This is a genomic window from Pigmentiphaga aceris (assembly GCF_008119665.1).
Classification (GTDB): Bacteria; Pseudomonadota; Gammaproteobacteria; order Burkholderiales; family Burkholderiaceae_B; genus Pigmentiphaga; species Pigmentiphaga aceris.
In genome coordinates, this window is record NZ_CP043046.1 from 5666236 (window position 1) to 5692844 (window position 26609).

The following is a 26609-nucleotide window of genomic DNA, read 5'->3' on the forward strand; positions in this document are numbered from 1 at the left end:
CAGATCCACGCCTTCCGTAAACGAGTTAGCCAGCGCCTTGCCAGCCTTGGCGCTGGATTTCGCCGCAGCGCTGCGCTTGCCCGGCGTGGCTGCCGGCGGCGTTGCGCCGCTTGCCGCAGCAGACGCACTGCCCGCATCGCCCGAGCCCATGTCGGCACCTGTGACCGGGTCGGTTTCCATGTCGGAACTCAGGCGTTCCACCATCGCCGTGACCACCACGGTTTCGTCTGCATCAAGCGCATCGTGAGCCAGGCCGTCATCCCCATCGACCGGGATCACGGACTCAGGTTCACCGACATAATTGAAGTGCGTATCGGTGTTCCACGGTCCACGCAGATCGCCATCACCTTGGGACATATTGAAGTACATGGTGTTGAAGCGTGGATCACCTGGAGCCTTGCCCGGCGGGAAGTTGGGCTGAATCGAATGCAGCGCCTTTTCGAAGGACTGCAAATGCGCGATTTCGCGCGACATCAGAAACTTCAAGGTGTCTTTCACACCCGGGTCGTCGGTCACATTGATCAGTCGTTCATAGACGATCTTGGCACGCGCTTCGGCGGCAATATTGGAACGCAGGTCAGCCGTCGGATCACCGATCGAATCGATGTAGCCGGCGTTCCATAACTGACCGCCCGAATTGGTCAGCGCCGGGCCGCCGCCATACAGAATCTGGGTCACATGAGATGAATTGCCGGCACCGTGAATCTTGCGGTACATCTCGGCTTCTTCATCGACGATTTCCGACAGTTCACCCTTTGCACCTTTGTTCAGCATGACCACCATGCTGCCAATGACTTCCAGGTGGCTGAGTTCTTCAGTGGCAATGTCGAGCAGCAAGTCCTTGCGGCCCGGATCGTCTTCGGCCAGGCCTTGCGTGAAGTAACGACAGGCTGCGGCCAACTCCCCTTGCGGGCCGCCGAATTGCTCCAGCATCAGGTTGGCCAAACCGGGATTCGTGCCAGAAACACGAACGGTATATTGCAGGCGTTTATTGTGAGCAAACATGGATTCCTCGAATGCGATTTGCGTGTTGAAGTGCCAGCAAATTCGCAAGCCATGTTCCCGCTCAAGCGTACTTATAAGTAGCGTTTTCCCAGTATCAGACGCAGGCGGAAACCCATCGCTTCAAACCCGTTGCAGACTATGGCGTGATACCGGCTTCTGCGAATAACCAAGCCCGAAATTGCATGACATTGGGCAGGCGTCGATCGACCGTTCGATAAGACAGAAAATGCGTTTCGCGCAGCACGGGTGTGTAAGTTCCGGCGCATGGGATAACCAGGGTGCCGCGTTGCAATTCCTGCTCGGCAAGACGGGTACTTTCCAAGGCCACCCCCAAGCCATCGACGGCGGCTGCAATGGCCAGTGATGCGCGGTCGAACGACGGCCGGCTGCGCCGTGATGGCCGCTCGGCCCCGTTCAACGCAAGCCAGTCGCGCCAGCGCACCGGGTTCAGCCGCGAGTCGATCAACACCGATTGTGCAAGCATCGCCATGTCGGGCACCTGGTTCTGCCATGCAGGCGCACACAAGGGGGCGATTTCTTCCTGGCCCAAGGCTTCGGTGGTCACGCCTTGGCTGCGCAAGGGGTTGCCATAGGCAATGGAAATGTCGACCTCAGGATGACGCAGCAAATCGATCGGTTCAGCCGCTGAAGACATCGACAGATCAATGTCGGGGTGGCTTGCCATGAAACGTGGCAAGCGCGGACCCAGCCACTGCGTGGCGAAGCTGGGCGAACTGTGCACGGCAAGCGTGCGGGCACTGCTGACGGGCCGCAGATCGGCACAGGCGCTTTCGATGGCATCGAAGGCATCGAACAGTTGCCCAGCCAGGCGCATGCCATCTGCGGTCAGCGCCACGCCACGGTTGCGGCGCAAAAACAGCGGCAAGCCGAAGTAGTCTTCCAGGCCACGAATCTGATGGCTGATCGCCGACGGCGTCAGGTGCAATTCGTCTGCGGCCAATGCAAAACTCTCCAGTCGGGCTGCTGCCTCGAATGCACGCAGAGCGAAAAAGCTGGGGAGTTTGCGCATGCTGGAATTCCGGCGAGACAGGCGGCATCAACGAACAGACAAGGCCGAACACGGCCAACCACATACATCGATCCGCATCGACAAACACGCTGCGGACGTGAGCCAGCCCCGCGTCTCAGATGAATTCAATTCACTCTATTGTGAAGACTCGTCGCTTGTCAACGCAGTGCACGGCTCCGATGATGACTGCATAAAAACAGTCCCCGGAGATCACCATGCTCGACACCCTTGACCGCCCCGCCACGCAGCCAAACCCTTTGCTGGAAACGGCCACGCCCGACGGCAAGCCGCGTGTGTCCATCTATCAGCCGGAACAGGCAGGGTTGATCTTTCCCGACATCCCCAGCTTTGCCACGCATGCAGAAGAACGCCTGTATCGGCAAAAACATCTGGTGGCGGCCTGTCGTGCGTTTGCCCAGCATGGCCTGGATTACGGCTTCGCCGGCCACCTGACCGTGCGCGATCCAGAGCATCCACATCTGTACTGGACCAACCCCATGGCAGTCCATTTCTCACAGGTGAAGCTGTCCAACCTGATCCTGGCCGATCACGATGGCCGGGTCGTCGAAGGCAAATACGCCATCAACCGTGCAGGTTTTGTATTGCATGCGGCTGTACACGAAGAGCACCCGGATATCGTCGCCATGTGCCATGCGCACACGGTCTACGGTACTGCGTGGGCATCTACCGGCAGGCCTTTGCCGCCAGTGTCGCAAGACGCGGCCGTGTTCTTTGAAGACCACGTGGTCATCACCGCCGAAGCGGGTGCAGTGGCGGTCGAAACCAAGGCAGGTCATTCGGTGGCAAGCGCCTTTGGCAAGAACCGCGCGGCCATTCACCAGAACCACGGGCTGTTGACGGCCAGCCGCCACAGCATCGATGAAGCCGCGTTCTGGTTCATTGCGTTGGAGCGCTGCTGCCAGGTGCAGTTGCTGATCGAGGCGAGTGGCATTACCCCGCAACTGGTGCCGCCCGAGCGCGCTCGCTACAGCCGTGAAAACGTCGGCAACGAGTTCATCGGCTGGCTGCATTTCCAGCCGATCTATGACCAACTGGTGGCTACGCAGCCGGATATGTTCGACTGACTATGAGAGCCGTACATAGTCCTGGTTCTGCCATTTGATCTGGCGGCGCGTACCGACTACCGGCACCCACGACAATCGCCCCGAGCGTCGGACAACGGTCCTGACACTCGGGGCGTTTTTGTTCCAGCAAGGGCTATCGGCTACACGCCAACAAACCGGGCATCAGCTATCAGGCCATGGCCTCGCTCATCAGCGCTTCCTTGCGTTCAACCATCATGGCACCGACCTCTTGCAGGTCAATCTTTTTGCGGATCACCTTCGGGAACAAGTCTTCCTCTTCTTCCTTCACGTGGTGCTCGATGTACTCAGCCAGGACCGTGAACTTGGCGTCGTACAAGTCATCGCCCGGCTTCATGCTTTCCAGCTCGGCGATCAGGTTCTTGGCACCAGCGTGTTCGACCACCGCTTCGTCAACCATGTCGCCAAATGCCTCGTGGTTGGCTTCCTGCAAAGCCGGGTAAAGCAATTCTTCCTCGATCTGCGTATGCACGGTGAGCTCCATACAGGCCTCACGCACGATGGCTTCCTTGCGTGTGTCGTCCTTGACGGATTCGAACTCGCGGAACAGCTTTTTCACTTTACGGTGATCGTCCAGCAGCAGGCTGAGGCAAGTTTTCTGGGCAGCGGGGATCGTGGCTTTGTTCATGATGAATTCCTGTTGAGCTGAATATTGAACTGACGATGGCGGCGGCAACCCGGCCGCGCGATCAAGGGTTGAGCAGGGTGAGCCGCACACCCACATGACTGGCAGCCAAGCACGAGCCGTGCCTATCTTCGACAATGCGGGCAATGACGGACTACCGCCCTGGCACCACGGCAATCGGTACATAGGCCGTTGCAAGCCAAGCCCCCGACAAATCAACTCATCCTGGGAAACCCCTTAGCAAAACTTCTTTGACAGGGGATCCCACGACATCCAAACTTCGCAAAATGGAATTCCGAATGCAGAATTCGAAAATGAACGATATCAAATCCAACCCGCTGTACATCGATCAGGTCTACGAACACCTGCTCAACGCCATTGCCCACGGGGTACTTGCCCCCGGATCACGCATTCGGCAGAGCGCCTTGTCGACCAGCCTGGGCGTGTCACGTCAGCCGGTCAGCCATGCCTTGCAGATGCTGAAAAAACAGGGGCTGGTACGCGATACCGGCAGGCAAGGCCTGGAAGTCAGCCCCATCGATCCGCACCACGTCTTGCAGCTGTACCAGGCACGTCAGTCACTCGAAGCGCTGGCCGCCACGCTGGCAGCCGAACGCGCTGCCAACGGTCTGGCTACTGCCGACGAACGCAAGACCTTGTCCGATGCGCTGGAAAGCGGTCGTGCACTGGCCTTGCAGGCCACCGACCTTGCCGGCCTGGTGCAGGCCGACGCGAGTTTCCATGTGGCGATGTATCGCTTCTCGGCCAACCCGGTCATTGGCGAAATGCTGAAGGACCAATGGCCGCACCTGACTCGCGCCATGGTCGGTGTGCTGGATGAACCCGGCGTGCCGCAGCGCGCCTGGGACGAGCACGTTCGCATCACCGCCACCGTGCTGGCCGGTGACGCAAAGACCGCCAACAGATTGATGCACGAGCATTTGCAGCGTGCCGGTGCCGATCTGTTTGCACGTCTGACCAAAAGAATTTCTCTCGCGGCCTGAGATGCAGTTGACGCGGTGGGCCGCGCATTTCTCATAGATCGTCAACGAATACGGAGACAGGCATGAAACTCACCCCGCAACAGCTCAAAGACTTCGACGAACTTGGCTATATCTTCCTGCCCGACTGTTTCCCGAAGGAAGAAGTCGCCGCCTTGCGCCAGGCATCCGCCGATATCTTTTCGCAGCAACGCGAGGAAATCTGGCGTGAAAAAAGCGGCGTGCCACGCACCGCATTCGCTTGCCACACCTACAACGAAGCCTGCCGTCTGGCTGCTTCCGACGCACGGCTGATCGATCCGCTTGAGCAGCTGTTCGGTGAACAGCTCTACATCCACCAGTTCAAGATCAATGCCAAGGCTGCCTTCACCGGCGACGTCTGGCAATGGCACCAGGACTTCCCCACCTGGCAGAAAGACGACGGCATGCCCGAGGCGCGCGCGATGAACATCGCCGTGTTCCTGGACGACGTGATGCCCATCAACGGCCCGCTGATGCTGGTGCCGCGCAGCCACAAGACAGGTGCCCTGCCCTCGTCGCACGACACGCAGACCACCGCCTACCCGCTCTGGACGCTGGACAACGACACGGTGGCAAAACTGGTGGAACAGAACGGCATCGTGGCCCCCACCGGCAAGGCTGGTGGCGTGCTGATGTTCCATGCAAACCTGGTGCACGGTTCGGCCGGCAACATCACACCCTTCCCGCGCAAGATCGTCTACCTGACCTTGTCAGCCGTATCGAACGCGATCACCAAGCCGACCCGCCCGGAGTTCATCGCACACCGCGACTTCACGCCGGTTGAACGTGCGCCCGAAGGTGCGCTGGCCGAACTTGCACAGCAACACGCCACGGCCTGAATTCGCCCGGAATCTGCCTGTTGCCGGCCGGCCAATTTGGCCTTAGCTTGTCTGCAGCGCTTTTCTGCAATGCTTGTCCGCAGTACTTGTCTGCAATAAAAGGCCGGGCACCGCGCCCGCCTTTGCCCTGCACGCCTGGTGCCGGCAACCCCGGCCCGACGTTTCATCCGGCAGCACACCCCGCTGCCGACGCGGCCTGATGCGACGCGCCCACGTCGCACTGGCCGGCTAGACGTTCGCACATTGCCCTTGCGGCACGCCGACTCACGTATCGGCGGCCCGCGCGATTTTGCACGTTCCTGACCGCACGTTCCTGATTGCAAGTTCCTGACCGCCACGCTCATAGCCACATTCGTCGCTACGTGCCTGGCTGCACGCCCCCCACGCAGTACGACCCATAACTATTCCAAGCACGCCAGGAGACCAGCATGTCCATGACACGACGCGCCTTGCTGAAGGCCTCGTTGACCGCTTCAGCAGCTACCCTGCTTACCGGCCGCGCCGGCTTTGCCATCGCGCAAGACAGAAAGTTCACCTACAAGTGCGCGATGAACACCCCGATGACGCACACCATCTACATTCGTCTGGCCGAAGCGGTGGAGCGCATCAAGACCCAGACCGATGGCAAGGTCATCATCAACCTCTTCCCCAGCAGTCAGCTCGGCTCAGACACGGACGTGCTGGGCCAGGTGCGTGCAGGCGCGCTGGAAACCGTGATCATGCCGGGGGTGGTGCTGGCCAACCTGGTGCCGCTGGCCTCGCTCAACAGCGTCGGCTTTGCGTTCAAGGACTACCCGGCCGTGTGGAAGGCCATGGACGGCGGCCTTGGCAATCACATCCGCAGCCAGATCTCGAAGACCAATCTGGTGGTGCAGGAAAAGATCTGGGACAACGGTTTCCGTCACCTCACTGGTTGGCAACCCGTCAATTCGCCGGCTGACCTGGTCGGGAAAAAAGTCCGTGTTCCGGTCAGCCCGGTACTGCTGTCGATGTTCAAAGCGCTGGGTGCCGCGCCGGCGCCGATCAACTTCAACGAGCTGTACAGCGCGCTGCAGACGCACGTGATCGATGCGCAGGAAAATCCGCTGACCATCATCTCCACCGGCAAGCTCTACGAAGTGCAGAAGTTCTGTGCGATGACCAGCCACGTGTGGGATGGCTACTGGTTCATGTCGAACAAGAAGTCCTGGGAAGCCTTGCCCGCCCCCTGGCGCACCATTGTCGAAAGCAACCTGGCGGAATCGGCTGTCGCCCAGCGGGCCGACAGCGAAAAACTCAACGAGACCTTGAAGCAGGAACTCGGTGCCAAGGGGCTGACCTTCAGCACGCCAGACACCGCCCCCTTCCGCGACGCGCTGCGCAAGAGCGGCTACTACAGCGAGTGGCAGAAAAAGTTCGGCGACGAAGCCTGGGGACATCTGGAGGCGGCGGTCGGCAAACTTGCGTGAGGCCTTGGGTAAGACGTGGCGCTGGGCAAGACGGGGTGAAAAAAACGATGCGCAATTTCTTCGTTCGTGCTTTTATCCACGTGTAAACCAGCATTAAAGACTTGAGCAAGTCAGCTTAAGCTCTGCGAAGGACCGGACGGCGAAACGCCCGACGGTCCTTCGGCACGTTGGTTGTTGGTTCGTTCTTTGGTCTGTGTTTTTTAGTTCGTTTTTTGTGTGTTTCTTGCCAGCTTATTTGCTGGATTCTTGTTCGTCTTTTCGTTCACCTTACGTCGCCAGACTCCGGCACGCTCCACGCGCGCCTTGTGTCGCCAATTTTGCGATCTGGTCGGTGCGCACTTGCCTCCAGGCAGCACCAGGCATGCATCCGGCCGAATCAGAAATTCGACTCTTCCGGAGATACGCATGCCCATTTCCCGTCGTGCCTTGCTGCAGACGTCCGCCCTCGCCATGCTGGGCGCAGCCCATACCGCCCGCGCCCAAAGCGGCCAGTTCACCTACAAATGTGCGATGAATGTGCCGGTCACGCATCCGGTCTATCTGCGGATGGTCGAAGCAGCCGACCGCATCAAGAAACAGACCGATGGCCAGGTGGTGCTCAGTCTGTTCCCGACCAACCAGCTTGGCTCGGACACCGACATGCTTGGCCAGGTACGCGCTGGCACCCTTGAAACCGTGATCATGCCGGGGGTGGTGCTGGCCAACCTGGTGCCCATGGCCTCGCTCAACAGCATCGGGTTTGCGTTCAAGGACTATCCCACCGTATGGAAGGCGATGGATGGCGGTGTGGGCGATCAGATCCGCGCACATATCCGCAAGACCAATCTATTGGTGCAGGACAAGGTCTGGGACAACGGCTTTCGACACATGACGTCCTGGCAGCCAGTCAGCAGTCCCGCCGACCTGACGGGCCGGCGCGTGCGCGTGCCAGTCAGCCCACTGCTTCAATCCCTGTTCAAGTCACTGGGTGCAGCCACTGCCCCGATCAATTTCAACGAGCTGTACAACGCGCTGCAGAACCGCGTGATCGATGCCCAGGAAAATCCACTGGCATTGATCTCCACCGCCAAGCTGTACGAAGTGCAGAAATACTGCGCACTGACCAGCCACGTGTGGGACGGCTACTGGTTCCTGTCGAACAGGAAAGCCTGGGAATCCATCCCCGAGGCCACCCGCAAGATCGTGGACCGGAACCTGGCCGAGTCTGCGTTGGCGCAACGTGCCGACAACGAACAGCTCGCCTCCACCTTGCAAGCGCAGCTGACAACGCAAGGGCTTACCTTCAGCACACCAGACACCACGCCGTTTCGAGAAACGCTGCGCAAAACGGGCTTCTACGTGGACTGGAAAAGGAAATTTGGCGAAGAGGCCTGGGCGGCGCTGGAGAAGGAAGTGGGCACGCTGGTCTGACGCGCGGGGCGCGGCGCAAACGCCCCGCAAGCCGGGGCCATTACAATGCGCTCCCCTTTGCGCGTCTTGTCATGTCCCCACGTCTTTCCCGCTGGCTCCCCGAGTTTCGCGCGTCCCTGGCCCTTGGCTGGCCGCTGATCCTGACCAATCTGGCGCAGCTTGCGCTCACCACCACCGACGTCTTGTTGCTGGCGCGCCTGAGTGCCGATGCACTCGCCGCAGCCACCTTGGCCACCGGCATGTACCACGTGTTGGCGATCTTCTGTCTGGGGTTGATCTCGGCCACCATTCCGCTGATCGCCACGGCGCTGGGCAAACGTCGCCACGCGATGCGAGACGTGCGCCGCACGGTCACGCAGGGCCTGTGGGCTGCCGTATTGATCTGTCTGCCGATGTGGCTGCTGATGTGGCATGCCGACGTGGTGCTGATCGCGCTGGGTCAGCGCCCCGAACTGGCCGCGCAGGCCTTCGAGTTGATGCACACGCTGCAATGGGCCTTGCTGCCCCACCTGGGTTACCTGGTGCTGCGCTCCTTCTTGTCGGCAATGGAACAGCCACGTTGGGCATTGCTGGTGGCCGCTATTGCAATCGTGTTCAACGCCGTGGCGGCATGGGTGCTGATCTTCGGGCACGCAGGTTTCCCGGCGCTGGGCCTGGCAGGTGCCGGCATTGCCAGCACGGCGTCGAGCACACTGATGTTCCTTGGACTGGTTGTGGTGGTGACACGCCAACACCGGTTCCGACGCTTCCACCTGTTCGGCAATCTGTTTGCGACGGATCGCGCGCGCCTCGCCGGCATCTTCAAGCTGGGTCTGCCGATTGGCGTCACCCTGGTGCTGGAAGCCCTGATCTTCTACGCCGCCGTTGTGATGATGGGGTGGATCGGTTCCCATGCCTTGGCGGCGCATGCGATTGCCATGCAACTGATCTCGCTGTGCTTCATGGTGCCACTGGGCCTTGGCCAGGTGGCCACCGTTCGAGTGGCGCGGGCCGGCACCGATGCCGTGGCCGCACGACGCGCAGGTTGGGCTGCCTGGATGCTTGGCGTGGGTTTCATGGCGGCCAGCGCACTCGCCATGCTGAGCATCCCTAGTGTGCTGATCAGCGCCTTCCTGGACATCAACGATCCCGTCAATCTTGCGGTGGTGGCACTGGCAGTGAAGTTGCTGGCCTGCGCCGCGCTGTTCCAGATTGCCGACGGTGCGCAGGCCGTCAGCGCCGGCATGCTGCGCGGCCTGCACGACACCCGTGTGCCAATGCTGCTGGCCGCCGTGGGCTACTGGGTGCTGGGCGTACCCTTCGGTGCCTTCCTGGCCTTTGTCGTGGGACTTGGCGGCGTGGGTGTATGGCTGGGCATGGCAACCGGCCTGACGATCGTGGCGGGCCTGCTCACGCGACGCTGGGTCAAGCTGTCGCGCCTGTCGAGGGCTTGAATGTTGGGCCAGATGCTGGCACCGGATGTCGGCACCGAATTTTGGCAACAGGTCCCAACGCCTGATCCCACCCTCTGATTTCGGGCACGGCCCATGCTCTGGTCGCCGTCAATCACGGCGACCTTGGAGCGTGTGACATGGGCATCGACTGGCACGAGATCTTCGTCTTCAACATTTCGCCATTCGAAATGATGGTGCGCGGCACCATCACCTACTGGTTCATTTTCATTCTGCTGCGGCTGGCGGGCCGACGCGATGCCGGCTCGCTGGGCGTCGCCGACCTGCTGGTGCTGGTGTTGATCGGCGATGCCGCCGGCAACGCGATGGCTGGGCAGTCGGCATCGGTCATGGACGGCATGATGGTGGTTGCCACGCTGATCTTCTGGAGTGTGGCGGTCGACCGCCTCGGTTACTTCTTCCCATTCATGCGAAACCTGCTGGAACCCAGCAAGGTTTGTCTGGTGAAAGACGGCGTGTTACAGCGCAAAGGCATGCGTCGCGAGTACATTACGGTCGAGGAACTGATGGAGTCGATCCGCCTGGCCGGACTGGAACGCGTTGACCAGGTGAAACGGGCCTACATGGAATCCAACGGCGAGATCAGCATAATTAGTCAATCAAATGACTTAATTCAAAGGAACGACTTGCGATCGAAGCCGGAATGAAGGACATTCTCAATTAACGAATCAAAATTCCGGCCCTAGGTCACTACAAGCCGCGAACCGGGCGATTCCGCCCACTGAAGAAAACCGAACGTATCCCTCCCATGCCAGTCATCTGTTACCCCAATGTGGTACCTGTGCCCGGTTGCTTTGCGGCCCTCGCCGATTTCGTGAGTACGCTCACCAGGATGCAAACGCATGCCCGTCGCACATGAATATTTGCTGCGTCTGTCCACGCAGCTCAATGAAGGTATCGTCCACCCCCAGCGCTGGAACGAAGCGCTTGGCAGTGTCGCTGAACTGATGGATGCCGAAAGCGCGGTAGTCACCGAAGACTCGCCTCACGGTGCCGGTGCCAACGATCTGTGCCTGCCTATCGAGACCGACGACGGCGACGTGATGTACCTGTCGCTGCATCGCAGTCCCGATAGCTTCGCCTTCCAGCCGGCAGACGTGGCGCGCGCCCAGGGCCTGCTGCCCTACTTCCGCACCGCGCTGCGACTGCGGCACCATGTGCGCTCGCTCCAGGCCCGTCATCACCAGGCTGCATGCATGCTCGACAGCTTCGACATGCCAGCACTGCTGCTCGATCCGAACGGCCAGGTGCTGCTCAGCAACGTGGCAGGACAGGCGTGGGTGCACAGCTCGTCGTCCATCGTTGGTTCGCGTCGTGTGCAAGACGCTGACGGCATTCGTTTCCGTCAGTGCCTGCGTGCGGCCTGCGGTCAGGGCATGGCGCCGCAAGGCGCAGCCATGCAATTGCGCGCCACGGAAAACCGGCCTGCGCAATACCTGGTGCTGAGCCCGGTGCAAACCGAGACCGGCACCTTGGCCGATGCCGCTGGCGTCGCGTCTGCCACCCCAATGGCCATGCTGGTTGTGCGCAGCACCGCGTCTTACGACAATCGTGCGGGTCGCCTGTTTGCGGAACTGTTCGATCTGACGCCTGCCGAAACCCGGCTGCTGCGCCGCCTGGTCGGTGGTGATTCGCTGGCCGATGCCGCGCGTCACCTGAACGTGCAGATGCCCACGGTGCGCACGCACCTGCAAGCCATCTTCCGCAAGACCGACACCTCGCGCCAGAGCGAGTTGCTGTCTCTGGCCGCCACCCTGGTGGACACGCCCTACGCAGAGTGAGTCTGTCGCCTGCCTCGACGCCAGCCGCCACGCGGCTGGCATTTCTCGAAGGCATGCGCGGCCTGGCCGCAATGCAGGTATTGCTGCTGCACTACTGTGCAATGGTCTTGCCCTACGCTGCGCGCGTCGACGATGTGCGTCATGTCGATGCGGAAAACTGGATCGCCGCCACACCCTTGTTCTTCCTGATCAATGGCCATGTGGCGGTACAGCTGTTTTTCCTGATCAGCGGCACCGTGCTGGCTGCGTCGTTTCTGCGCAGCGACGCCCCGGTTCCGGCGCAAATTCTCAAACGTTTTCTGCGCCTGCTGCTGCCGGCGCTGGCCGCCATCGGATTTGCGGTGGCCTTGCTGCATTGGCTACCGATGGACCGCGCCGGGCTGGTCGAACTCGTGAAGTCGGACTGGACGACGCGGTACATGAACACGCCGCTGCAACTTGCAGCCGTTGCACGCGACAGCCTGCTTGACAGCATCTTGCTGGGCTACCAGGACGTGTCGCTGTTCGATGGCATCCTGGCGAAAGAACCGTGGCTGTCTTCAATCGGCAGCGCAGCCGTGCCCCCGCTGTGGACCTTGCATGTGGAGTTCTGGGGGTCGATGCTGGTTCTGGCATTGGCCACTGCGTACCGTCGCCTGGGCTCGCGTGGATTCGGTGTTGTGCTGGCCTTGGTGCTGGTGTTGACCGGCAGCAGTGCCTACACGCTGTTCGTCGTAGGCTTTTTGCTGCACCTGTTCTGGCGGCAACGGCTGCGCGTGAAAACCGCATCACCCAGCTTGTTGACCGTGCCCCTGATCATGGCCGGTGTCCTGCTTGCCACCATGCCCGCCCTGTCCGTCATGAATGCCCTGCTGGGGCTGATGGACAAGCTGTCTGTGCTGCGTGCGCAAAGCGCCACGATGCTGCAATCGCAGATCGGTGCGGTCCTCATCTTCATCGGTGTGATCAGCTCGACGCGGGTGCGGCAATACCTGTCGGTGCCACCGCTTACGTGGCTGGGGCAGCTGTCCTTCAGCATCTACCTGCTGCATTTTGCGGTCATGGCCTTGATCGGCTCGCGTATCTTGCTTGCGCTTGCTGACCAAGGCATTGGGTATCTCTGGGCAGGGTCGATCTCGCTGTTTGCAGGTACCGTCATCACCTTCCTGCTGGCGCTGGGATTCGAACGGTTCATCGACCGACCGGCGATTGCGCTGGCGGCGCGGTTCAGCACACCCACTGCCAAGGTTCCGTAACCGAGCGCTACCCCCTACTCGATCACTGCGGACGCTGAGCTATCATCGGCAGTGCCTGCGTCCGTTACGACTCAGACGCATGGCCGGCGTTTCCACTGAACGGATACGACACTTCCAGGGCAATGGCGATTGGCGCGTTTTTGCGCGCCACAAGGAATCCGCAGTGAACCAGTCTGATGAAGCCTCCGTGCCCGACAATACCCCGGGCCTGTACAAGAGCAAGCTTAAATTCCCCGTGGTTGGCATCGGGGCGTCGGCGGGCGGCCTGACGGCGCTGCGCAGCTTCTTCGAACACATGCCGGCCGACTGTGGCATGGCCTTTGTCGTCATCATGCATTTGTCGCCCAAGCATGAAAGCAGCGTAGACCGAATCCTGCAGCAGGTGACCGCGATGCCGGTCATGCAGGTGATCGAGCCAGTCCCCGTCGAGAAGAACCACATCTACGTCATCCCGCCCGCCCTGGACCTGACCATGAATGACGGGTATCTGCGGCTGAAGACACCCACGCGTGAACGTGGGGCCCATGTGGCCATCGACCTATTCATGCGCACCCTGGCCGATGTGCACGGGACCCATGCCGCTGCCGTGATTCTGTCCGGTACCGGTGCCGATGGTTCAGTGGGCTTGTCTCGCATCAAGGAGCAAGGGGGGGTCACCTTTGCGCAGCAACCGGAAGATGCCGAACACGAGGGCATGCCGCGCAGTGCCATTACTACCGGCATGGTCGACATCGTGCTGCCCGTGGCCGACCTGCCCGCAAAGCTGGTCGAAATATGGAGCAATGCGACCGCCAGGCGTCGTCTGGCGCAGCCGACCGACAGCGTGACGACCACTGCCCAGCAGGCACCCGATGCGAAGGCCGCCGAAGTGGCCTTGCGCGACATTCTGTCTGTGCTGCATGCACGCACCGGCCACGATTTCAGGCATTACAAACGCGCAACCGTGCTGCGTCGGATCGAACGGCGCATGCAGGTCAACGCCTTGCCCGACATGGTGTCGTATCGCCATTATCTGCACGACCATGTCGAGGAAACGCCCGCGTTGCTGAGCGATATGCTGATCGGCGTGACCAATTTCTTCCGCGACCGTGAAGCGTATGAGTCGCTGGAGCGCGAGGTCATCTCGCAGCTGTTCCAGCGTGCCCGCCCGGAAGACGAGGTGGAGGTAAGGGTATGGTCAGTGGGGTGTTCCACCGGCGAGGAAGCCTACTCGACCGCCATGTTGTTATGCGAGCAGGCCGAACAAGATCCTGCGCCGGTGAAGATCCAGGTGTTTGCCACCGACATCGACGAACACGCGCTGGCGGTGGGTCGTTCCGGCAGCTACCCGGAAGCTATTGTTGCCGACGTGCCTGCGGCTCGCCTGCGTGAGTTCTTCACCAAGGAACCGAACCATTTCCGCATCAAGAAAGAAGTGCGCGAGAAGGTGCTGTTCGCGTTGCACAACGTCATGCGCGACCCGCCGTTTTCGCGCCTGAACCTGATCACTTGCCGCAATCTGCTGATCTATCTGGACCGTGAAGTGCAGGCAGAAGTGCTGCGCATGTTCCATTTCGCGCTGAACCCGGGTGGTTTCCTCTTCCTGGGCAGTTCCGAGTCGGCGGATATCTGCAGCAATCTTTTCAGCGTCGTCGACAAAAAAAATCGCATTTACCGCGCGCGTGAAGTGCCAGGGTCGGTGCGACAAGCCCCCATGCTTGCATCGGCGAGCTTCCGAGGACACTTGGCACAGCCTACACACAGCCACACACGACGCCACAAGAAAGTGTCGTTTGCCGACGTGCACCAGCGCGTGCTTGAACAATATGCGCCGCCCAGCGTAATCGTCGATCACGATTCGAACATCGTGCACATGTCCGATCGCGCTGGCCGCTTCCTGCGTTATGTGGGCGGCGAACCGTCGCACAATCTGCCTTCTCTGGTGTATCCCGAGCTTCGTCTGGAACTGCGTACTGCACTTTTCCAGGGCATTCATTCGGGCAAGAGCGTCGAGGCCAGGCGTGTGCAGATCAAGCGCGACGACCGGTTGTTCTACGTGACCATGGTCGTGCGCCCTTTCCGCGACGCGGAAGCCGAATCCGACTTCATGCTCGTGTTGTTCGACGAGGTCGAAGATGTCATGAGCGGCGACAACAAACAGCCAGGAGACACGGGCCGCGACAGCGTGTTGTCGCAGCTGGAAGCCGAGTTGCAGCGCACCAAGGAACAACTGCAGCTGACCATCGAGCAGTCGGAAACCTCGACCGAAGAGCTGAAGGCGTCGAACGAGGAACTGCAGGCCATCAACGAAGAATTGCGATCGGCCACCGAGGAGCTTGAAACCAGCAAGGAAGAACTGCAGTCGATCAACGAAGAGCTGATCACGGTCAACTTTGAACTGAAGGTGAAGGTCGAGGAAACCAGCAAGATCAACGACGACTTGCAGAACCTGATCACGTCCACCGACATTGCCACGGTGTTCGTCGATCGAGCCATGCGCATCAAATGGTTCACGCCGCGCGCGGCCGACATTTTCAGCATCATTGCCAACGATGCCGGCCGTTCGTTGCTGGACATCACGCATCGCCTGAACTACAGCGATCTGGCTGACGATGCCTCGCAGGCATTCGAGTCTTTGCGCACCATGGAACGCGAGGTGGCGGGCAACGACGGACGCTGGTACATGGCGCGCATTCTGCCGTACCGCACCGCCGAAGATCGCATCGAAGGGGCTGTGCTGACGTTCATCGATGTGACGGCACGTCGTAGCGCTGAGCAGCGCCTGCGCACGGGCGAAGCACACCTGCGCTTGCTGGCGCGCAGCACCAAGGATTACGCGATCATCACGCTCGACCAGGAAGGCCTCATCACATCCTGGAACAGCGGTGCCGAAATCATCTTCGGCTTCAGTGAACGTGAAGCGATCGGACAACCCTCGGCACTGATCTTCACAGAAGCCGACATCGCAGCCGGTGAGCCCGAAAAGGAACTGAGCCTGGCCCGCGAAGCCGGTTATGCCGCCGATGTGCGCTGGCATCGCCGCAAGGACGGCCGCCTGATCTATTGCAGTGGCGGCGTGAACCCGATTCAAGATACTGACTTGCGTGGTTACGCGAAAATTGCGCGCGACATCACGCGTGAAAAACTCGACGAAGCCGAGCAGCAGCATCAACTTGAACTCAGCCAGGCAACCAGCCAGCAAAAGGACGAGTTCTTTGCGGTGATGTCGCACGAACTCAAGCATCCGCTTAACCTGATCCAGCTCAATGCCGATCTGCTGGTACGCCTGCCCGCCGTGCAACGCGTGCCGGTTGCACGCAAGGCCACCGAGGCCATTCAACACTCAGTGCGCAGCCAGGCACGCATCATCGACGACTTGCTCGACCTGTCACGGGTACGTACTGGCAAGCTGGCACTGACGCGCAACAGCATCGATCTGCGCGCCACCATCAAGAGCATTCTCGACGTGGTGATGCCGGTTGCATTGGGCAAGGGGGTTGAGCTGCGCGGACCGACGGATCAGTCAGATGCCATCTACATCGACGCCGACACCATTCGTGTCGAGCAGATCGTTTGGAATCTGCTGAACAATGCCATCAAATTCACGCCTGCCGAGGGCGTGGTTACCGTCACAGTCACCGCCGAGGGAGACATGGCACGACTGGACGTGGTCGATACCGGCGAGGGCATCGAACCCAGCTTCCTGGATCGGGTCTTCGAGATGTTCAGCCAAGCCGAGGCACGTCATGCATCGATGGGTACCCATGGCCTGGGTATTGGACTGGCACTGGTAAAACATCTGGTCGATGCACACAGCGGCCGTATCGAGGCAAGCTCCGACGGCCCCGGCCGCGGCTCGCGCTTCAGCGTGTGGCTGCCGCTTGCGTCTTCAGAACCCGACGCGCAGGCGGGCGTACCGAACAGCGGCGGTCAGCTGGAAGGCTTGCGCATCCTGCTGGTGGACGATTCCCAGGACATTCTGGATGCGACCCAGTTCCTGCTGGAAACTGAAGGCGCGTTGGTGACGACAGCGGCAAGCGGTGAAGCCGGGCTGGAACAGGCAACCCGCGAAACGTATGACCTGATCCTGTCGGACATCGGCATGAGTGGCATGAGCGGTCATCAGATGCTGCAGGAATTGCGCAGGCGCGATCCGCGCTTCAAGACACCTGCCATTGCCTTGACCGGTTATGGCAGCAAATCCGATATCGATCAGGCGCTGGAAGCGGGGTTCACCCTGCATCTGAGCAAACCGATTGCGTTCGATACCTTGATCGACGCTGCCAGGCAGGCAATCAGGCGCTGAAAAACCGATCCCCCGGCGGCGTTCTGCGCGCCATCTTTTACCGGGGGGAAACTTGTCCGTATCGGTGGCAGGTCACCCCTGTTCACCGGCTCGGACCAGCGTTGCCTTAATGTTCACGGCTGGGGTTCTTGGTGTCAGCCTGCTGAACATCATTGCCTTGTTGCTGCGGCTTTGTTGCGGTCTGGTTCTCGGCATCTGCCGGGATTGCCGCCTGTTGCTGCTGCTGACGACGACTGCGGCTCTTGGCACCCGCCAAGGCTGCTTCGCGCGAATCGAACTCGTGCGCATTGCCGGAGCGATGCGCAGCACGTCCGCCTTGTGCCGAGATTTCACGCTGTCGTTGAGGATCCATGGACGCGAAACCGCGCCCGGAACGAGTGGTAGTTGCCATGTCTGCTCTCCGAGGGTGCCAACCCGGATTGGTTGGCGGTACAAGGTACTAATGTGTGCACCCACTATCGATTCTGAGCCTTGTCATCCTTACACAAGGCTAAACGGACGACCAACGGTAGACCTGATTATTGACATACCGTAACGGACCAGTGTGGGCGCGGTGAGTACGCTCATCCGTGGGGTGGCAAAGAACGTGCCGGCTTGCCAGATAGCGAGTGCTCATGCACAGGCGGCTTGGCAGCCAGTCCGCGCTTGTGTGCACTGGCATGGTAGGTACGTAAAACAATCTCGAACGCGGCAGCGCTTACTGGCTTTCCTTCCAGGAAATCGTCGATTTCTGCATAGGTGACACCAAATGCAGTCTCATCCGGCAATTGCGGGCGCAAGGTTTCCAGGTCGGCGGTCGGCACTTTGTAGGCCAGCGACATGGGTGCGCCCAGCGCCTTGGCCATTGCCTGCACGTGTCGTTTGGGCAGGCCGTTCAGCGGCACGACATCGGCTGCGCCATCGCCATGCTTGGTGAAAAAGCCCATCAAGGCTTCGGCTGCCTGATCGGTGCCGATGACCAGCCCGTCGTAAGCGCCCGCCACTGCGTACTGCGCAATCATGCGCTGACGCGCCTTGATGTTGCCGAGCACGAAATCTTCGTGGGCTGCGTCCCTGAAGTTGGTCTGCACCAATGCGGCGCGCATGGCATCCGCAGCGGGCTGAATATCCACCGTCAACACTTCATCGGCGTCGATGGTCTCCAGGGAAAGCTGCGCATCGGCCTCGTCGGCCTGCTTGCCATAGGGCAGGCGCATGGCAATGAAACGCGCATTGCCGCCCTGGCTGCGCACCCGGCGCACGGCCGCCTGCGCCAGCAGGCCCGCCACCAACGAATCCACACCACCACTGATGCCCAGCACATAACACTGTCTGCCCGCCCCCATCAGATACTGCGCGAGGAATGCGATGCGTCGTGCAATCTGCTGCTCGGCATCGAAGACGGGATCGACATCCAGCTCACGGGCAATCTGCCGCTGCACGGCAAGCGGATCCGACGATGCAGGCGGAACCGGAATACGGGCGGGATCAATCAGCGGATTGTTCATTCGGGCATGCCTCTTCTGAAAATTTGCGGTGATAGTGGGGAATGCGTGCCAACGCATAACGCGCGGCGGCATCACGAATGGTGTTTCTGTCCCCACTGAAACGTCTGGTCTCGGCAAATACGGTGGGGGCTACACCCTCGCCTGCCTGGAACGCCCAGGCGAAGCACTGGGTGCCGGCCGGAATATCGTCGTCCGTACAATCGGCCACGCCCGTATTCGATACGGCCAAGTTGGCTTCGCAACGTGTCAGGGCACCGAGCGCCATTTCCGTGGCAACCGGTTCGCTGGTCAGATTGAAATTCGCCAAGGTCTCTGGGCTTACGCCAAGCATGTGTTGCTTGGCCTGCGGTGAATACACGACAAACGCGCATGCCAATACGCTGCCCGCCCCCGGCATATCGACCAGCAGCGAGGAAATCAGGCCGCCGGTACACGACTCGGCGGTCGTCAGCACCAGTTCCCTGGCTTTCATGAATTCGACGACGGCTTCGATCTTGTCCATGGTGAGCTCGGCGTTGGGACGACGCCACAATGTCAGCAAAGCATGCGCCTGGGAAGTGCACCATCGCATAACCAGAATGGGTCTTGCGACATGTCTGCGCACGAAATGTCTGCGAAATATCTTGCCTACGGTTGACTTGTGTCGATACCGTTCGTCCACCACCTTGCGCCGCCCTGCCCCCGTTCCAGCCTACATGCCGATATCGAAGCTTCCTGGCCGCCTTCTGCTTTTTGCCCTGTTGTTGACACTCGCGATCGGCAGTCTGTTCGGCAGCGTCGTCTACAACTCGCGCATTGAAAGCCTGCAGCGTGCAAAGGAAACCAACTACAACGTGCTGACCAGCGTCGAACGGGCGCTCGACCGGTCGATCTTCTTCGGTGACATGGCATTGCGCGACATGGTCAGCCTGCTCGGCGAACCCATGGTGGCCAATCTGCCGCCTCGCGTGCGGCAACTGATCTTGTTCAGTGGTGCTGCCAGCACCGAAGGTTTCGGGCCGACCACGGTACTGGACACGCAGGGTTACATCACGGCGTCGAATACCGGCACTTGGTGGGCCGAGAATTTTGCCGACCTGGAAGACTTCAAGTTTCATCGAGAGACCTCGACAAACCTGCTGTACATCAGCGCACCCCTGGTGTCGCGACTGACTGGCGAGCCCAGCATTTCGCTCAGCCGACGCCTGAACAAACCCGATGGCAGTTTTGCTGGCGTGGTCAGCACCACGTTCAAGCTTTCGTACATCCGCGAACTGCTGAGCGCCGTGTCACTGGGCCCCGACAGCGGCCTGAACCTGTTCCGCGAAGACGGCATAGTGATCAACCGCTTCACCGTCGAAGGTGCCGGGATTGGCACCAGCGTGGCCGGCACCCCGATTTTCGAGCGTTTCAGAAATGGCGACGACGGGTTCATGGCGCGCAGCAGCGCTGACGGCAAAGAGCGTCTCTACAGTTTCCGCCGCCTGTCGGGGTATCCGCTTTTCCTGGGCGTGGCCCAGTCCAGCGACCGCGTATACGGCGACTGGGCACGCCGCGCCATTCCGCTGGGTGCCATCACCCTGAGCCTGATGGCGGGCTGTCTGGCGCTTACCTGGTTGTTCGCACGCGAAATCCGGCGTGGACAACTGACCGCGCAACGGCTGCGGCGCGCCCAACGCGACATTGGTGCGGTGCTGGACAGCGTGCCGTCGATGATTGCGTACTGGGACGTGCAACTGACCAACCGCTTTGCCAACCGGGCCTACCTGGAGTGTTTCGGCTTCAAGGCCGCCGACATCGAGGGCCGGGCGATGCGCGATGTGATCGGCGGCCATCTGCTCGAAAAAAACCTGCCGTTTGCTCAGAAAGCCCTGGCAGGACATCGGCAGATGTTCGACCGGACCTTGATCGACGCAAGCGGCAAGGAACGCCACACCATCACCAGCTACATTCCCGACATCGAAGACGGAGAGGTGCAAGGCTTCTTTGTCCAGCTGTCGGACATCACCAAGCGCAAACGCGCCGAAGATGCCTTGCTGGCCGAAAAAGAGAAGCTGCGCGTCACCTTGAATTCGATCGGGGATGCAGTCATCACGACCGATACCGCCAGCGTCGTCGACTACCTCAACCCGATTGCCGAGGCGATTACCGGGTGGATCTTGGAAGAAGCACGCGGACGCGGCATTGACGAAGTACTGGACATCCGCAATCTGGCTGACGATGCGCCAGTGGAGAACCCCTTGCACGTGGCCTTGCGCGAAAAGAGCATCGTTGGCCTGACGACCAACAGCGTGCTCGTCAATCGTGATGGCCATCGTTATCACATTGAAGATTCTGCCGCACCGATCATGGCGGCAGACGGCGAACTGATCGGTGCCGTCATGGTGTTCCACGACGTCAGCGCCACGCGCGAGATGTCGCTGAAAATGGCGCACCTGGCCCAGTACGACGCGCTGACCGATCTGCCCAACCGGGTGCTGCTGCTGGACCGTTCGCTGGAAGCACTGGCACGCGCCGCGCGCGACGGCACCCGGGTAGCCGTGCTGTACATCGACCTGGACCGGTTCAAGAACATCAATGACTCGCTTGGTCACGACGTGGGCGACAAGCTGCTGATCGAGTTCGCGCAGCGTATGGCCGAACACCTGAGCAGCGCTGACACCTTGAGCCGCCAGGGCGGCGACGAATTCGTGCTGCTTGCCTGTGGCATACGTGATCTGAAGGAAGTGGGCAATCTGGCCCAGCGCATCGTGCAGTTGTGCAGCGAGCCTTTTCTGGTGGGCGGCCACAGCCTGTCGCTGTCGGTGAGCATTGGCGTGAGCGTCTTCCCCGACGACGGGCTGTCGTTCGGTGAATTGGCCAAGAACGCCGATACCGCGATGTATATCGCCAAGCAGGCTGGGCGCAACCGCTTCCACTTCTTTGCCAAGGAATACGGTCGTCAGGCCGACCGACGGCTGTGGCTGGAACACGCCATGAAGCACGCGTTGTCACACCGCGAGTTCTTCCTGGAATACCAGCCGAAGATCGACAGCAAGACCCGTGCGGTAGTGGGGCTGGAAGCCCTGGTGCGCTGGCGCAAGGACGGCAAGGTGATTCCGCCGGGCGAGTTCATTTCGCTGGCCGAGGAAACCGGCCTGATCATTCCCCTGGGCAAGTACATCATCGAGGCCACCATCCGCGACTTGGCCATTCTTCGAGCCAGCCGCTTCCCGGCGGTGCCGGTGGCGGTCAACATCTCGGCAGGTCAGTTCACCGACCCGTCGTTCTCGCGTTATGTGGCCAATACCTTGGCCGAGGGCGGGCTGACCTCGGCCGCCATTGAATTGGAGATCACCGAAAGCCTGTTGATGCAGAACCTGGCACCGACGATCAGCGCGCTGCGGGAAATGCGGGAGGCTGGGGTGCGCATCGCCATCGATGACTTCGGCACCGGTTATTCCAGCATGTCTTACCTGCGCGATTTGCCGGTGGATACGCTGAAGATCGACAAGTCCTTCATCGACGACATTGCCAAGGGCGAGCGCGGTCGCGGGATTGTGCACGCCATCATCATCCTTGGGCATCACCTGGGGTTGACGGTAACCGCCGAGGGGGTCGAGGTCGAAGAACAGGCAAACATTCTGCGCACGCTGGGCTGCGACCAGATGCAGGGTTATCTGTACTGCAAACCCTTGGGGGTGGAACAACTTCTGACCTGGCATGCGCACACCGAGACGAGCTTGCGCTGAGGGTCGGGCAAATCTGGACGACAGGACTGGAGGCAGGAATTTGAGTGAAATCGAGAACGGGGAAATGACTTCAAACGCGGCTGAGGCGTCGAGGTACTACATACTTCACCACCGTTACGAAGATGGCATATATATCGATGGCGACGTGACGTTTTCTCCGCCGCTTGCCGGCTACTACTACGTCGGCCAAGACGTCATACCGCCAGACACCCAGGTCAGGCTGAAACTGGAACGGCGATCCCAGAAAATGGACCGCCATTTCTTCTTGACCACCTGCGGCGCATTCTTCGTCTCAGAAGCGCTGAAAGACGTGCTGACGCAGCACCACACGGCGCTGGATTTCATTGCGACAGACGCTGTCCACGCCAACAAAACGCCAACCAAGAAGACGTATTTTCTGGCTCACGCCAAGAAAATGGTGAAGTGCTTCGATTACGCCAATTCCGACTACGCCGGCAAAAACATGGTGCTGAGAAGACGCACCGAAGGCACGTTTTCCACCGACTACAAGGTCAGAGGCATCACGAAGCTCTGCATTGACCATGAGCAGGCTGCCGGGCTCGATTTTCTGTTTATCGACGATACGATCTGGATCGACCCGGTGGTGTCGCGAGCGGTCGTGGACAGCGCAAACAGCCTGGGGCTTCAGCTCAATGTCGAGGCATGTGGTTGAACATGCGGCTGAAGACATATTGCTGAAGCTCAGTGCGCGATAGCTTGGCGGCTAGCGGTGAAAATCTGCCGGTTCGTACTTGGCCAATTCTCGCAACAGCAGCGGCCAGGCACGCAGGCCCTTGGCAATCGACTCGATGCGGAAGAACTCGTTGGGTGCATGCACCGGTTCGTCGGGCAGGTTGAAGCCGAACATCAGCGTGTCGATGCCCAGCATTTCCTTGAAGATGGCGGTGATCGGCACGGTTGCGCCTAAACGCACGTGGATGGGTCGCTGACCCGTCTCAGCGTGCAGCACCTGCTCGGCACCCAGCACCAGGGGATGATCGGCTGCCAGGGTGGATGCAGGCGACCCGCCACCGATGTTCTGGAAAGACAGGGTCACGCCTGCCGGGCAATGCGCCTTCAGGTGCGCACGCACGGCCTCGATGACCCGTGCCGGGTCCTGGCCCGGCACGATGCGTACCGACAACTTGGCGTGTGCCTCGCTGGCCACCACGGTCTTCGATCCAGGGCCGGTGTAGCCGCCCCACATGCCGTTGATGTCCAGCGCGGGGCGCAGCGTCAATTGTTCACGCGTGTTGTACGCCGGATCGCCATGCGAATGCGCGCCCACGTCACTGAAGAACGCAGCAGCATCGAAGGGGAAGGCAGCGGTGTCGGCAATCTGGCGTTCGGTCAGCGGCGTAGCGTCGATGTCGAAGTCCTTCACTGCCACGCGCCCTTGGCTGTCGTGCAGTGATGCGACCAGGGTAGCCATCTCGTGCAGCGCATTGCGCACGGCACCGCCGTAGCGGCCCGAGTGCAGGTCCAGGGCGGCGGTACGCACCGAGAAGCCCAGCTTGTTGTTGCCACGTGCACCCGTGTTGATGGTGGGCACCACGCGGCTTGCGCGACCGCCATCGGCCGACAACACGGCGTCGGCTTGCAGCAAGCTGCAGTACTTGTTGACGATGGCGCGCAGTGACGGACTGCCGGTTTCTTCCTCGCCTTCCAGGAACACCTTGATGTTGATCGGGCAACCGCCTTCGACCGCCAGGAAGGCCGCTACGGTTTCCAGCGCGATGGTGGTCGAGCCTTTGACGTCCGAGGACCCACGCGCGTACAGGCAACCGTCACGAATGGTGGGTTCGAAGGGCGGAGAGATCCACTGGTCCAGCGGGTCGGCGGGCTGCACGTCGTAGTGGCCGTAGATGATGATGGTGGGCTTGCCCGGTGCGCCCATCCACTCGCCATAGACCGCAGCCTGGCCACCGCCGTCCAGCAACTGCACTTCATTCAGACCAATGTCACCCAGCCGTCCCACCAGCAGTTCACGCGCTTGCTGCATGCCGGCGGCGTAGGCCGGATCGGCACTGACGCTGGGGATGGTCAGGAAGTGTGTCAACCAGTCCAGGATGTCGTCGTGCCGGCTCAGCAAGTGTGCAATGACGCGGTCGTTCATCAAAAGGCTCCAAGGGGCGAATGGTGAGAGAGTGGGCAACCCGGCGCATCAATCCGCTTGGCGAATCGCCGTCAGGCAGTCGCGGGCATCGCCTTCGACGATTGTGGCCGAGCAGGCCAGCATCAGGTTGCGCGACAGGCCGAAGTCTTCCACGATCTGGCCGTCGGCATCGACCTCCAGGCCGTCGGGGCGCTGCACCTGCGGCACCTGGTCACGCAGGCTGCCCATCGGGTCGTGATAGCCCCACACGGGCTTGCCCAGCGCGGCCGCGAAGCCGACTTCGAAGGCGGTGCCGGAATCGGGTTCGTATCCCCGGAAAGCCTGAAGATTGGCCATCACCAGGTCACACTGGCGGATCAGCACAATATTGGCCTCAAAGATCCAGGTGGCCAGCGCGGGGCCGCTCAAGCCTGCGGGGGCCGCGTTGTCCAGTGGGTACAGCCCCTCGAAACCAAATTCCCGGCACAGGGCTTTCAGAGAATGCCCCCAGGCAAGCGCATCGGGACGGAACACATCCGGCCCGGCCAAATAGATTTTTTTCATGGGCATGTCCTTGGTGAAGGCGGCTGCACGGCATGGGCAGCGCGATGCCCCGGCCGCGCACATTGCGTGCCGGGTGCAGGCAGTGTCGACCCGAACATGCCTGATGCAGCAAAGACACTCTGCAGCGAAGACGCTCAGTGAACCGGGCGCAGCACCACACCGGGCACGGCGGCCGACGCATCGTAGATCTTGAGCGTGCCTTCCAGGGCGCTGGGCAAGGTCAGGTTCGGATAACCGCGACTCATGCCCAGCATGGCCAGGCCCGAGATCGAGACGCGGAAATGCCGGGTGCCAACCGTCAGTGTCGTGCCAAGCGGATCATCTTCACCTTTGGGCATCGCCGCCATATAGGCCACGATCTCACGCTCGGCCAAACGAGGGTCGTCGACACGCGGCGATTGCTGCAATCGCGCCAGCCAGTCAACTTCCTCTTCCACCGGCTTGCTGACCTTCACCGTCAGGCCCTTGTTCATCAGCACCGGTTCGCGCCAGGTACACGACAGCTCGGGCCACGGCGGCGGAGCCAGATCACGTTCGACGTCGGGGTTGAGTGTCATGCCCTGCAACAGGCCACTGAGCGCCTTTTCCACCTCGGCACAGTTAGGCAGCGGCATGGGGCGCGCGGCTTCCAGCAAGGGCGTGTCTGGCTGCGGCGAATCGCGCCAGGCGGCAAGGGCTACGACCATCAAGGACAGCGCCAGCAAAAGCCAGCGTGAGGCGGCGCGGAAAAACGTCGGGGACTGCAACCTGCTTCCTTACTTCATGCTTGGGCCGGAACGCCGCACGGGGCTGGAATAGTGAAGGCTGAGGCCCCTGTGTGTCCATCGTATGAACGAATCAGAAACAACCCCATACGGAAAACAGGAAAAACCGTGCGTTCCGGCACGGTTGAGCGTGCTTTTGCAGGCAAAAAGCGCGGTTACAGACAGCCACGAGTCAGTTTGACCACGCCATAGGTCGACTGATCGTCTTTGCGCAGGCACGTAGTAGAGTCAGCGCTGGCCGACGTCAAGATCGGCACTTTTCATGAAGGAGCAAGACATGGTGGACAAGACCAAACTGGCCGAACTCTATCAACGCGTGGTGCAGGAAGAGCTGGGCCTGGTGGCTACCATCGACGAAGACGACGACGTGGTGTTCAAGCATCCTGACGTGGGCACGATGTTCTTCAGCCTGGATGCCGACCGCGACCCGGAATTCCTGCGTCTGGTGTTCCCGCGCTTTGTCGACGCCGAAGAGCTGGGCATCACGCCGGAACAGCTGTATCAGGTGTTGAACACCGTCAACACCTGCAACAAGGCAGCCAAGGTCTACATCAACCACCAAGGCAGCGAGGCCGATGCCGCGCCGCGTGTGTCGGCATCGATCGAAGCCTTCGTCGCTGCCCCGGACAACATGCCCGATGAGGCCCTGCTGCGCGCCATCGTCGGCCGCACGGTGGCGGCGCTGCGCTCGGGTGCGAATGAGGTGATCGATGTGGCCTCAGACATGGCGCAGCCGAAGCATTGAAAGCGCGTTG

21 protein-coding genes and 1 pseudogene are annotated in these 26609 nt (G+C 60.8%); 13 read left to right on the top strand and 9 right to left on the bottom strand.

Going from position 1 to position 26609, the window contains the following annotated elements; all coding sequences use genetic code 11:
- Window positions 1-138 precede the first annotated feature (138 nt).
- Window positions 139-1005, bottom strand: a pseudogene (locus FXN63_RS24400) (manganese catalase family protein); the annotation flags it as partial.
- Between the two features lie 136 nt (window positions 1006-1141).
- Window positions 1142-2035, bottom strand: a complete 894-nt coding sequence (locus FXN63_RS24405) for a LysR substrate-binding domain-containing protein (RefSeq protein ID WP_148818104.1) — start codon at window positions 2033-2035, stop codon at window positions 1142-1144.
- 215 nt (window positions 2036-2250) lie between these two features.
- Here FXN63_RS24405 and FXN63_RS24410 point away from each other — a divergent pair, with 215 nt between their 5' ends.
- Window positions 2251-3120 (top strand): class II aldolase/adducin family protein, encoded by an 870-nt coding sequence (locus tag FXN63_RS24410; protein WP_148818105.1) that lies wholly within the window; start codon window positions 2251-2253, stop codon window positions 3118-3120.
- Window positions 3121-3289: 169 nt separating this feature from the next.
- On the opposite strand, the gene FXN63_RS24415 is transcribed toward FXN63_RS24410, so the two are convergent.
- Complete coding sequence (locus FXN63_RS24415; protein WP_148818106.1) at window positions 3290-3766, bottom strand: hemerythrin domain-containing protein; 477 nt, start codon at window positions 3764-3766, stop codon at window positions 3290-3292.
- Window positions 3767-4077: 311 nt separating this feature from the next.
- On the opposite strand from FXN63_RS24415, the gene FXN63_RS24420 reads away from it, so the two are divergent.
- From FXN63_RS24420 to FXN63_RS24460, 9 genes are all read left to right on the top strand, one after another.
- Window positions 4078-4767: a GntR family transcriptional regulator gene (locus FXN63_RS24420; RefSeq protein ID WP_246164963.1), complete on the top strand. Its 690-nt coding sequence runs from the start codon at window positions 4078-4080 to the stop codon at window positions 4765-4767.
- Between the two features lie 62 nt (window positions 4768-4829).
- Entirely contained in the window at window positions 4830-5624 is a 795-nt protein-coding gene (locus FXN63_RS24425) for a phytanoyl-CoA dioxygenase family protein (protein ID WP_148818108.1), read from the top strand.
- Window positions 5625-6052: 428 nt separating this feature from the next.
- Window positions 6053-7072: a TRAP transporter substrate-binding protein gene (locus tag FXN63_RS24430; RefSeq protein WP_148818109.1), complete on the top strand. Its 1020-nt coding sequence runs from the start codon at window positions 6053-6055 to the stop codon at window positions 7070-7072.
- A 405-nt stretch (window positions 7073-7477) separates the two neighbouring features.
- On the top strand, window positions 7478-8482 hold the full coding sequence (locus FXN63_RS24435; RefSeq protein ID WP_148818110.1) for a TRAP transporter substrate-binding protein: 1005 nt from the start codon (window positions 7478-7480) through the stop codon (window positions 8480-8482).
- Window positions 8483-8553: 71 nt separating this feature from the next.
- Window positions 8554-9915, top strand: coding sequence for an MATE family efflux transporter (locus FXN63_RS24440; RefSeq protein WP_148818111.1), 1362 nt, complete (start codon window positions 8554-8556; stop codon window positions 9913-9915).
- Between the two features lie 137 nt (window positions 9916-10052).
- Window positions 10053-10580, top strand: coding sequence for a DUF421 domain-containing protein (locus FXN63_RS24445; protein WP_148818112.1), 528 nt, complete (start codon window positions 10053-10055; stop codon window positions 10578-10580).
- A 195-nt stretch (window positions 10581-10775) separates the two neighbouring features.
- Complete coding sequence (locus tag FXN63_RS24450; protein ID WP_148818113.1) at window positions 10776-11714, top strand: helix-turn-helix transcriptional regulator; 939 nt, start codon at window positions 10776-10778, stop codon at window positions 11712-11714.
- Window positions 11711-12949, top strand: a complete 1239-nt coding sequence (locus FXN63_RS24455; protein ID WP_148818114.1) for an acyltransferase family protein — start codon at window positions 11711-11713, stop codon at window positions 12947-12949. The genes FXN63_RS24450 and FXN63_RS24455 overlap by 4 nt, the downstream gene beginning before the upstream one ends.
- Window positions 12950-13112: 163 nt before the next feature.
- Window positions 13113-17234, top strand: coding sequence for a CheR family methyltransferase (locus FXN63_RS24460; RefSeq protein WP_148818115.1), 4122 nt, complete (start codon window positions 13113-13115; stop codon window positions 17232-17234).
- A gap of 106 nt (window positions 17235-17340) precedes the next feature.
- On the opposite strand, the gene FXN63_RS24465 is transcribed toward FXN63_RS24460, so the two are convergent.
- From FXN63_RS24465 to FXN63_RS24475, 3 genes are all read right to left on the bottom strand, one after another.
- Window positions 17341-17625 carry a KGG domain-containing protein gene (locus FXN63_RS24465; protein WP_148818116.1) on the bottom strand — a complete coding sequence of 95 codons (285 nt, stop codon included), beginning with the start codon at window positions 17623-17625 and terminating at the stop codon, window positions 17341-17343.
- A gap of 172 nt (window positions 17626-17797) precedes the next feature.
- The gene (gene nadE / locus FXN63_RS24470; RefSeq protein WP_148818117.1) at window positions 17798-18721 is read right to left on the bottom strand and encodes an ammonia-dependent NAD(+) synthetase; all 924 of its coding nucleotides are present in this window, start codon (window positions 18719-18721) and stop codon (window positions 17798-17800) included.
- The gene (locus FXN63_RS24475) at window positions 18702-19223 is read right to left on the bottom strand and encodes a CinA family protein (RefSeq protein ID WP_148818118.1); all 522 of its coding nucleotides are present in this window, start codon (window positions 19221-19223) and stop codon (window positions 18702-18704) included. The genes nadE and FXN63_RS24475 overlap by 20 nt, the downstream gene beginning before the upstream one ends.
- A gap of 241 nt (window positions 19224-19464) precedes the next feature.
- Between FXN63_RS24475 and FXN63_RS24480 the strand changes: the two genes are divergently transcribed.
- Both FXN63_RS24480 and FXN63_RS24485 read left to right on the top strand, forming a co-directional pair.
- Window positions 19465-22431 carry a bifunctional diguanylate cyclase/phosphodiesterase gene (locus FXN63_RS24480; RefSeq protein ID WP_187395019.1) on the top strand — a complete coding sequence of 989 codons (2967 nt, stop codon included), beginning with the start codon at window positions 19465-19467 and terminating at the stop codon, window positions 22429-22431.
- A gap of 40 nt (window positions 22432-22471) precedes the next feature.
- Entirely contained in the window at window positions 22472-23104 is a 633-nt protein-coding gene (locus tag FXN63_RS24485; protein WP_148818120.1) for an imm11 family protein, read from the top strand.
- 51 nt (window positions 23105-23155) lie between these two features.
- Here the strand turns inward: FXN63_RS24485 and FXN63_RS24490 are convergent, their stop codons facing one another.
- The 3 genes from FXN63_RS24490 to FXN63_RS24500 all read right to left on the bottom strand — a co-directional run bounded on the left by FXN63_RS24490 (window position 23156) and on the right by FXN63_RS24500 (window position 25836).
- Complete coding sequence (locus FXN63_RS24490) at window positions 23156-24547, bottom strand: M20/M25/M40 family metallo-hydrolase (protein WP_148818121.1); 1392 nt, start codon at window positions 24545-24547, stop codon at window positions 23156-23158.
- A 48-nt stretch (window positions 24548-24595) separates the two neighbouring features.
- Window positions 24596-25090 (bottom strand): nucleoside 2-deoxyribosyltransferase, encoded by a 495-nt coding sequence (locus tag FXN63_RS24495; RefSeq protein WP_148818122.1) that lies wholly within the window; start codon window positions 25088-25090, stop codon window positions 24596-24598.
- Between the two features lie 134 nt (window positions 25091-25224).
- On the bottom strand, window positions 25225-25836 hold the full coding sequence (locus FXN63_RS24500) for a hypothetical protein (protein ID WP_148818123.1): 612 nt from the start codon (window positions 25834-25836) through the stop codon (window positions 25225-25227).
- Window positions 25837-26116: 280 nt separating this feature from the next.
- Between FXN63_RS24500 and FXN63_RS24505 the strand changes: the two genes are divergently transcribed.
- Window positions 26117-26599 (top strand): hypothetical protein, encoded by a 483-nt coding sequence (locus FXN63_RS24505; protein WP_246164964.1) that lies wholly within the window; start codon window positions 26117-26119, stop codon window positions 26597-26599.
- Window positions 26600-26609 lie beyond the last annotated feature (10 nt).

Excerpts from the sequence above, each read along its gene's own strand:
- FXN63_RS24505 (WP_246164964.1), top strand. The coding sequence starts at position 26,117 with ATGAAGGAGCAAGACATGGTGGACAAGACCAAACTGGCCGAACTCTAT.
- nadE (WP_148818117.1), bottom strand. The coding sequence starts at position 18,721 with ATGAACAATCCGCTGATTGATCCCGCCCGTATTCCGGTTCCGCCTGCA.
- FXN63_RS24420 (WP_246164963.1), top strand. The coding sequence starts at position 4,078 with ATGAACGATATCAAATCCAACCCGCTGTACATCGATCAGGTCTACGAA.
- FXN63_RS24450 (WP_148818113.1), top strand. The coding sequence starts at position 10,776 with ATGCCCGTCGCACATGAATATTTGCTGCGTCTGTCCACGCAGCTCAAT.
- FXN63_RS24475 (WP_148818118.1), bottom strand. The coding sequence starts at position 19,223 with ATGGACAAGATCGAAGCCGTCGTCGAATTCATGAAAGCCAGGGAACTG.
- FXN63_RS24445 (WP_148818112.1), top strand. The coding sequence starts at position 10,053 with ATGGGCATCGACTGGCACGAGATCTTCGTCTTCAACATTTCGCCATTC.
- FXN63_RS24495 (WP_148818122.1), bottom strand. The coding sequence starts at position 25,090 with ATGAAAAAAATCTATTTGGCCGGGCCGGATGTGTTCCGTCCCGATGCG.
- FXN63_RS24425 (WP_148818108.1), top strand. The coding sequence starts at position 4,830 with ATGAAACTCACCCCGCAACAGCTCAAAGACTTCGACGAACTTGGCTAT.
- FXN63_RS24415 (WP_148818106.1), bottom strand. The coding sequence starts at position 3,766 with ATGAACAAAGCCACGATCCCCGCTGCCCAGAAAACTTGCCTCAGCCTG.
- FXN63_RS24430 (WP_148818109.1), top strand. The coding sequence starts at position 6,053 with ATGTCCATGACACGACGCGCCTTGCTGAAGGCCTCGTTGACCGCTTCA.
- FXN63_RS24405 (WP_148818104.1), bottom strand. The coding sequence starts at position 2,035 with ATGCGCAAACTCCCCAGCTTTTTCGCTCTGCGTGCATTCGAGGCAGCA.
- FXN63_RS24440 (WP_148818111.1), top strand. The coding sequence starts at position 8,554 with ATGTCCCCACGTCTTTCCCGCTGGCTCCCCGAGTTTCGCGCGTCCCTG.
- FXN63_RS24435 (WP_148818110.1), top strand. The coding sequence starts at position 7,478 with ATGCCCATTTCCCGTCGTGCCTTGCTGCAGACGTCCGCCCTCGCCATG.
- FXN63_RS24410 (WP_148818105.1), top strand. The coding sequence starts at position 2,251 with ATGCTCGACACCCTTGACCGCCCCGCCACGCAGCCAAACCCTTTGCTG.
- FXN63_RS24490 (WP_148818121.1), bottom strand. The coding sequence starts at position 24,547 with ATGAACGACCGCGTCATTGCACACTTGCTGAGCCGGCACGACGACATC.
- FXN63_RS24465 (WP_148818116.1), bottom strand. The coding sequence starts at position 17,625 with ATGGCAACTACCACTCGTTCCGGGCGCGGTTTCGCGTCCATGGATCCT.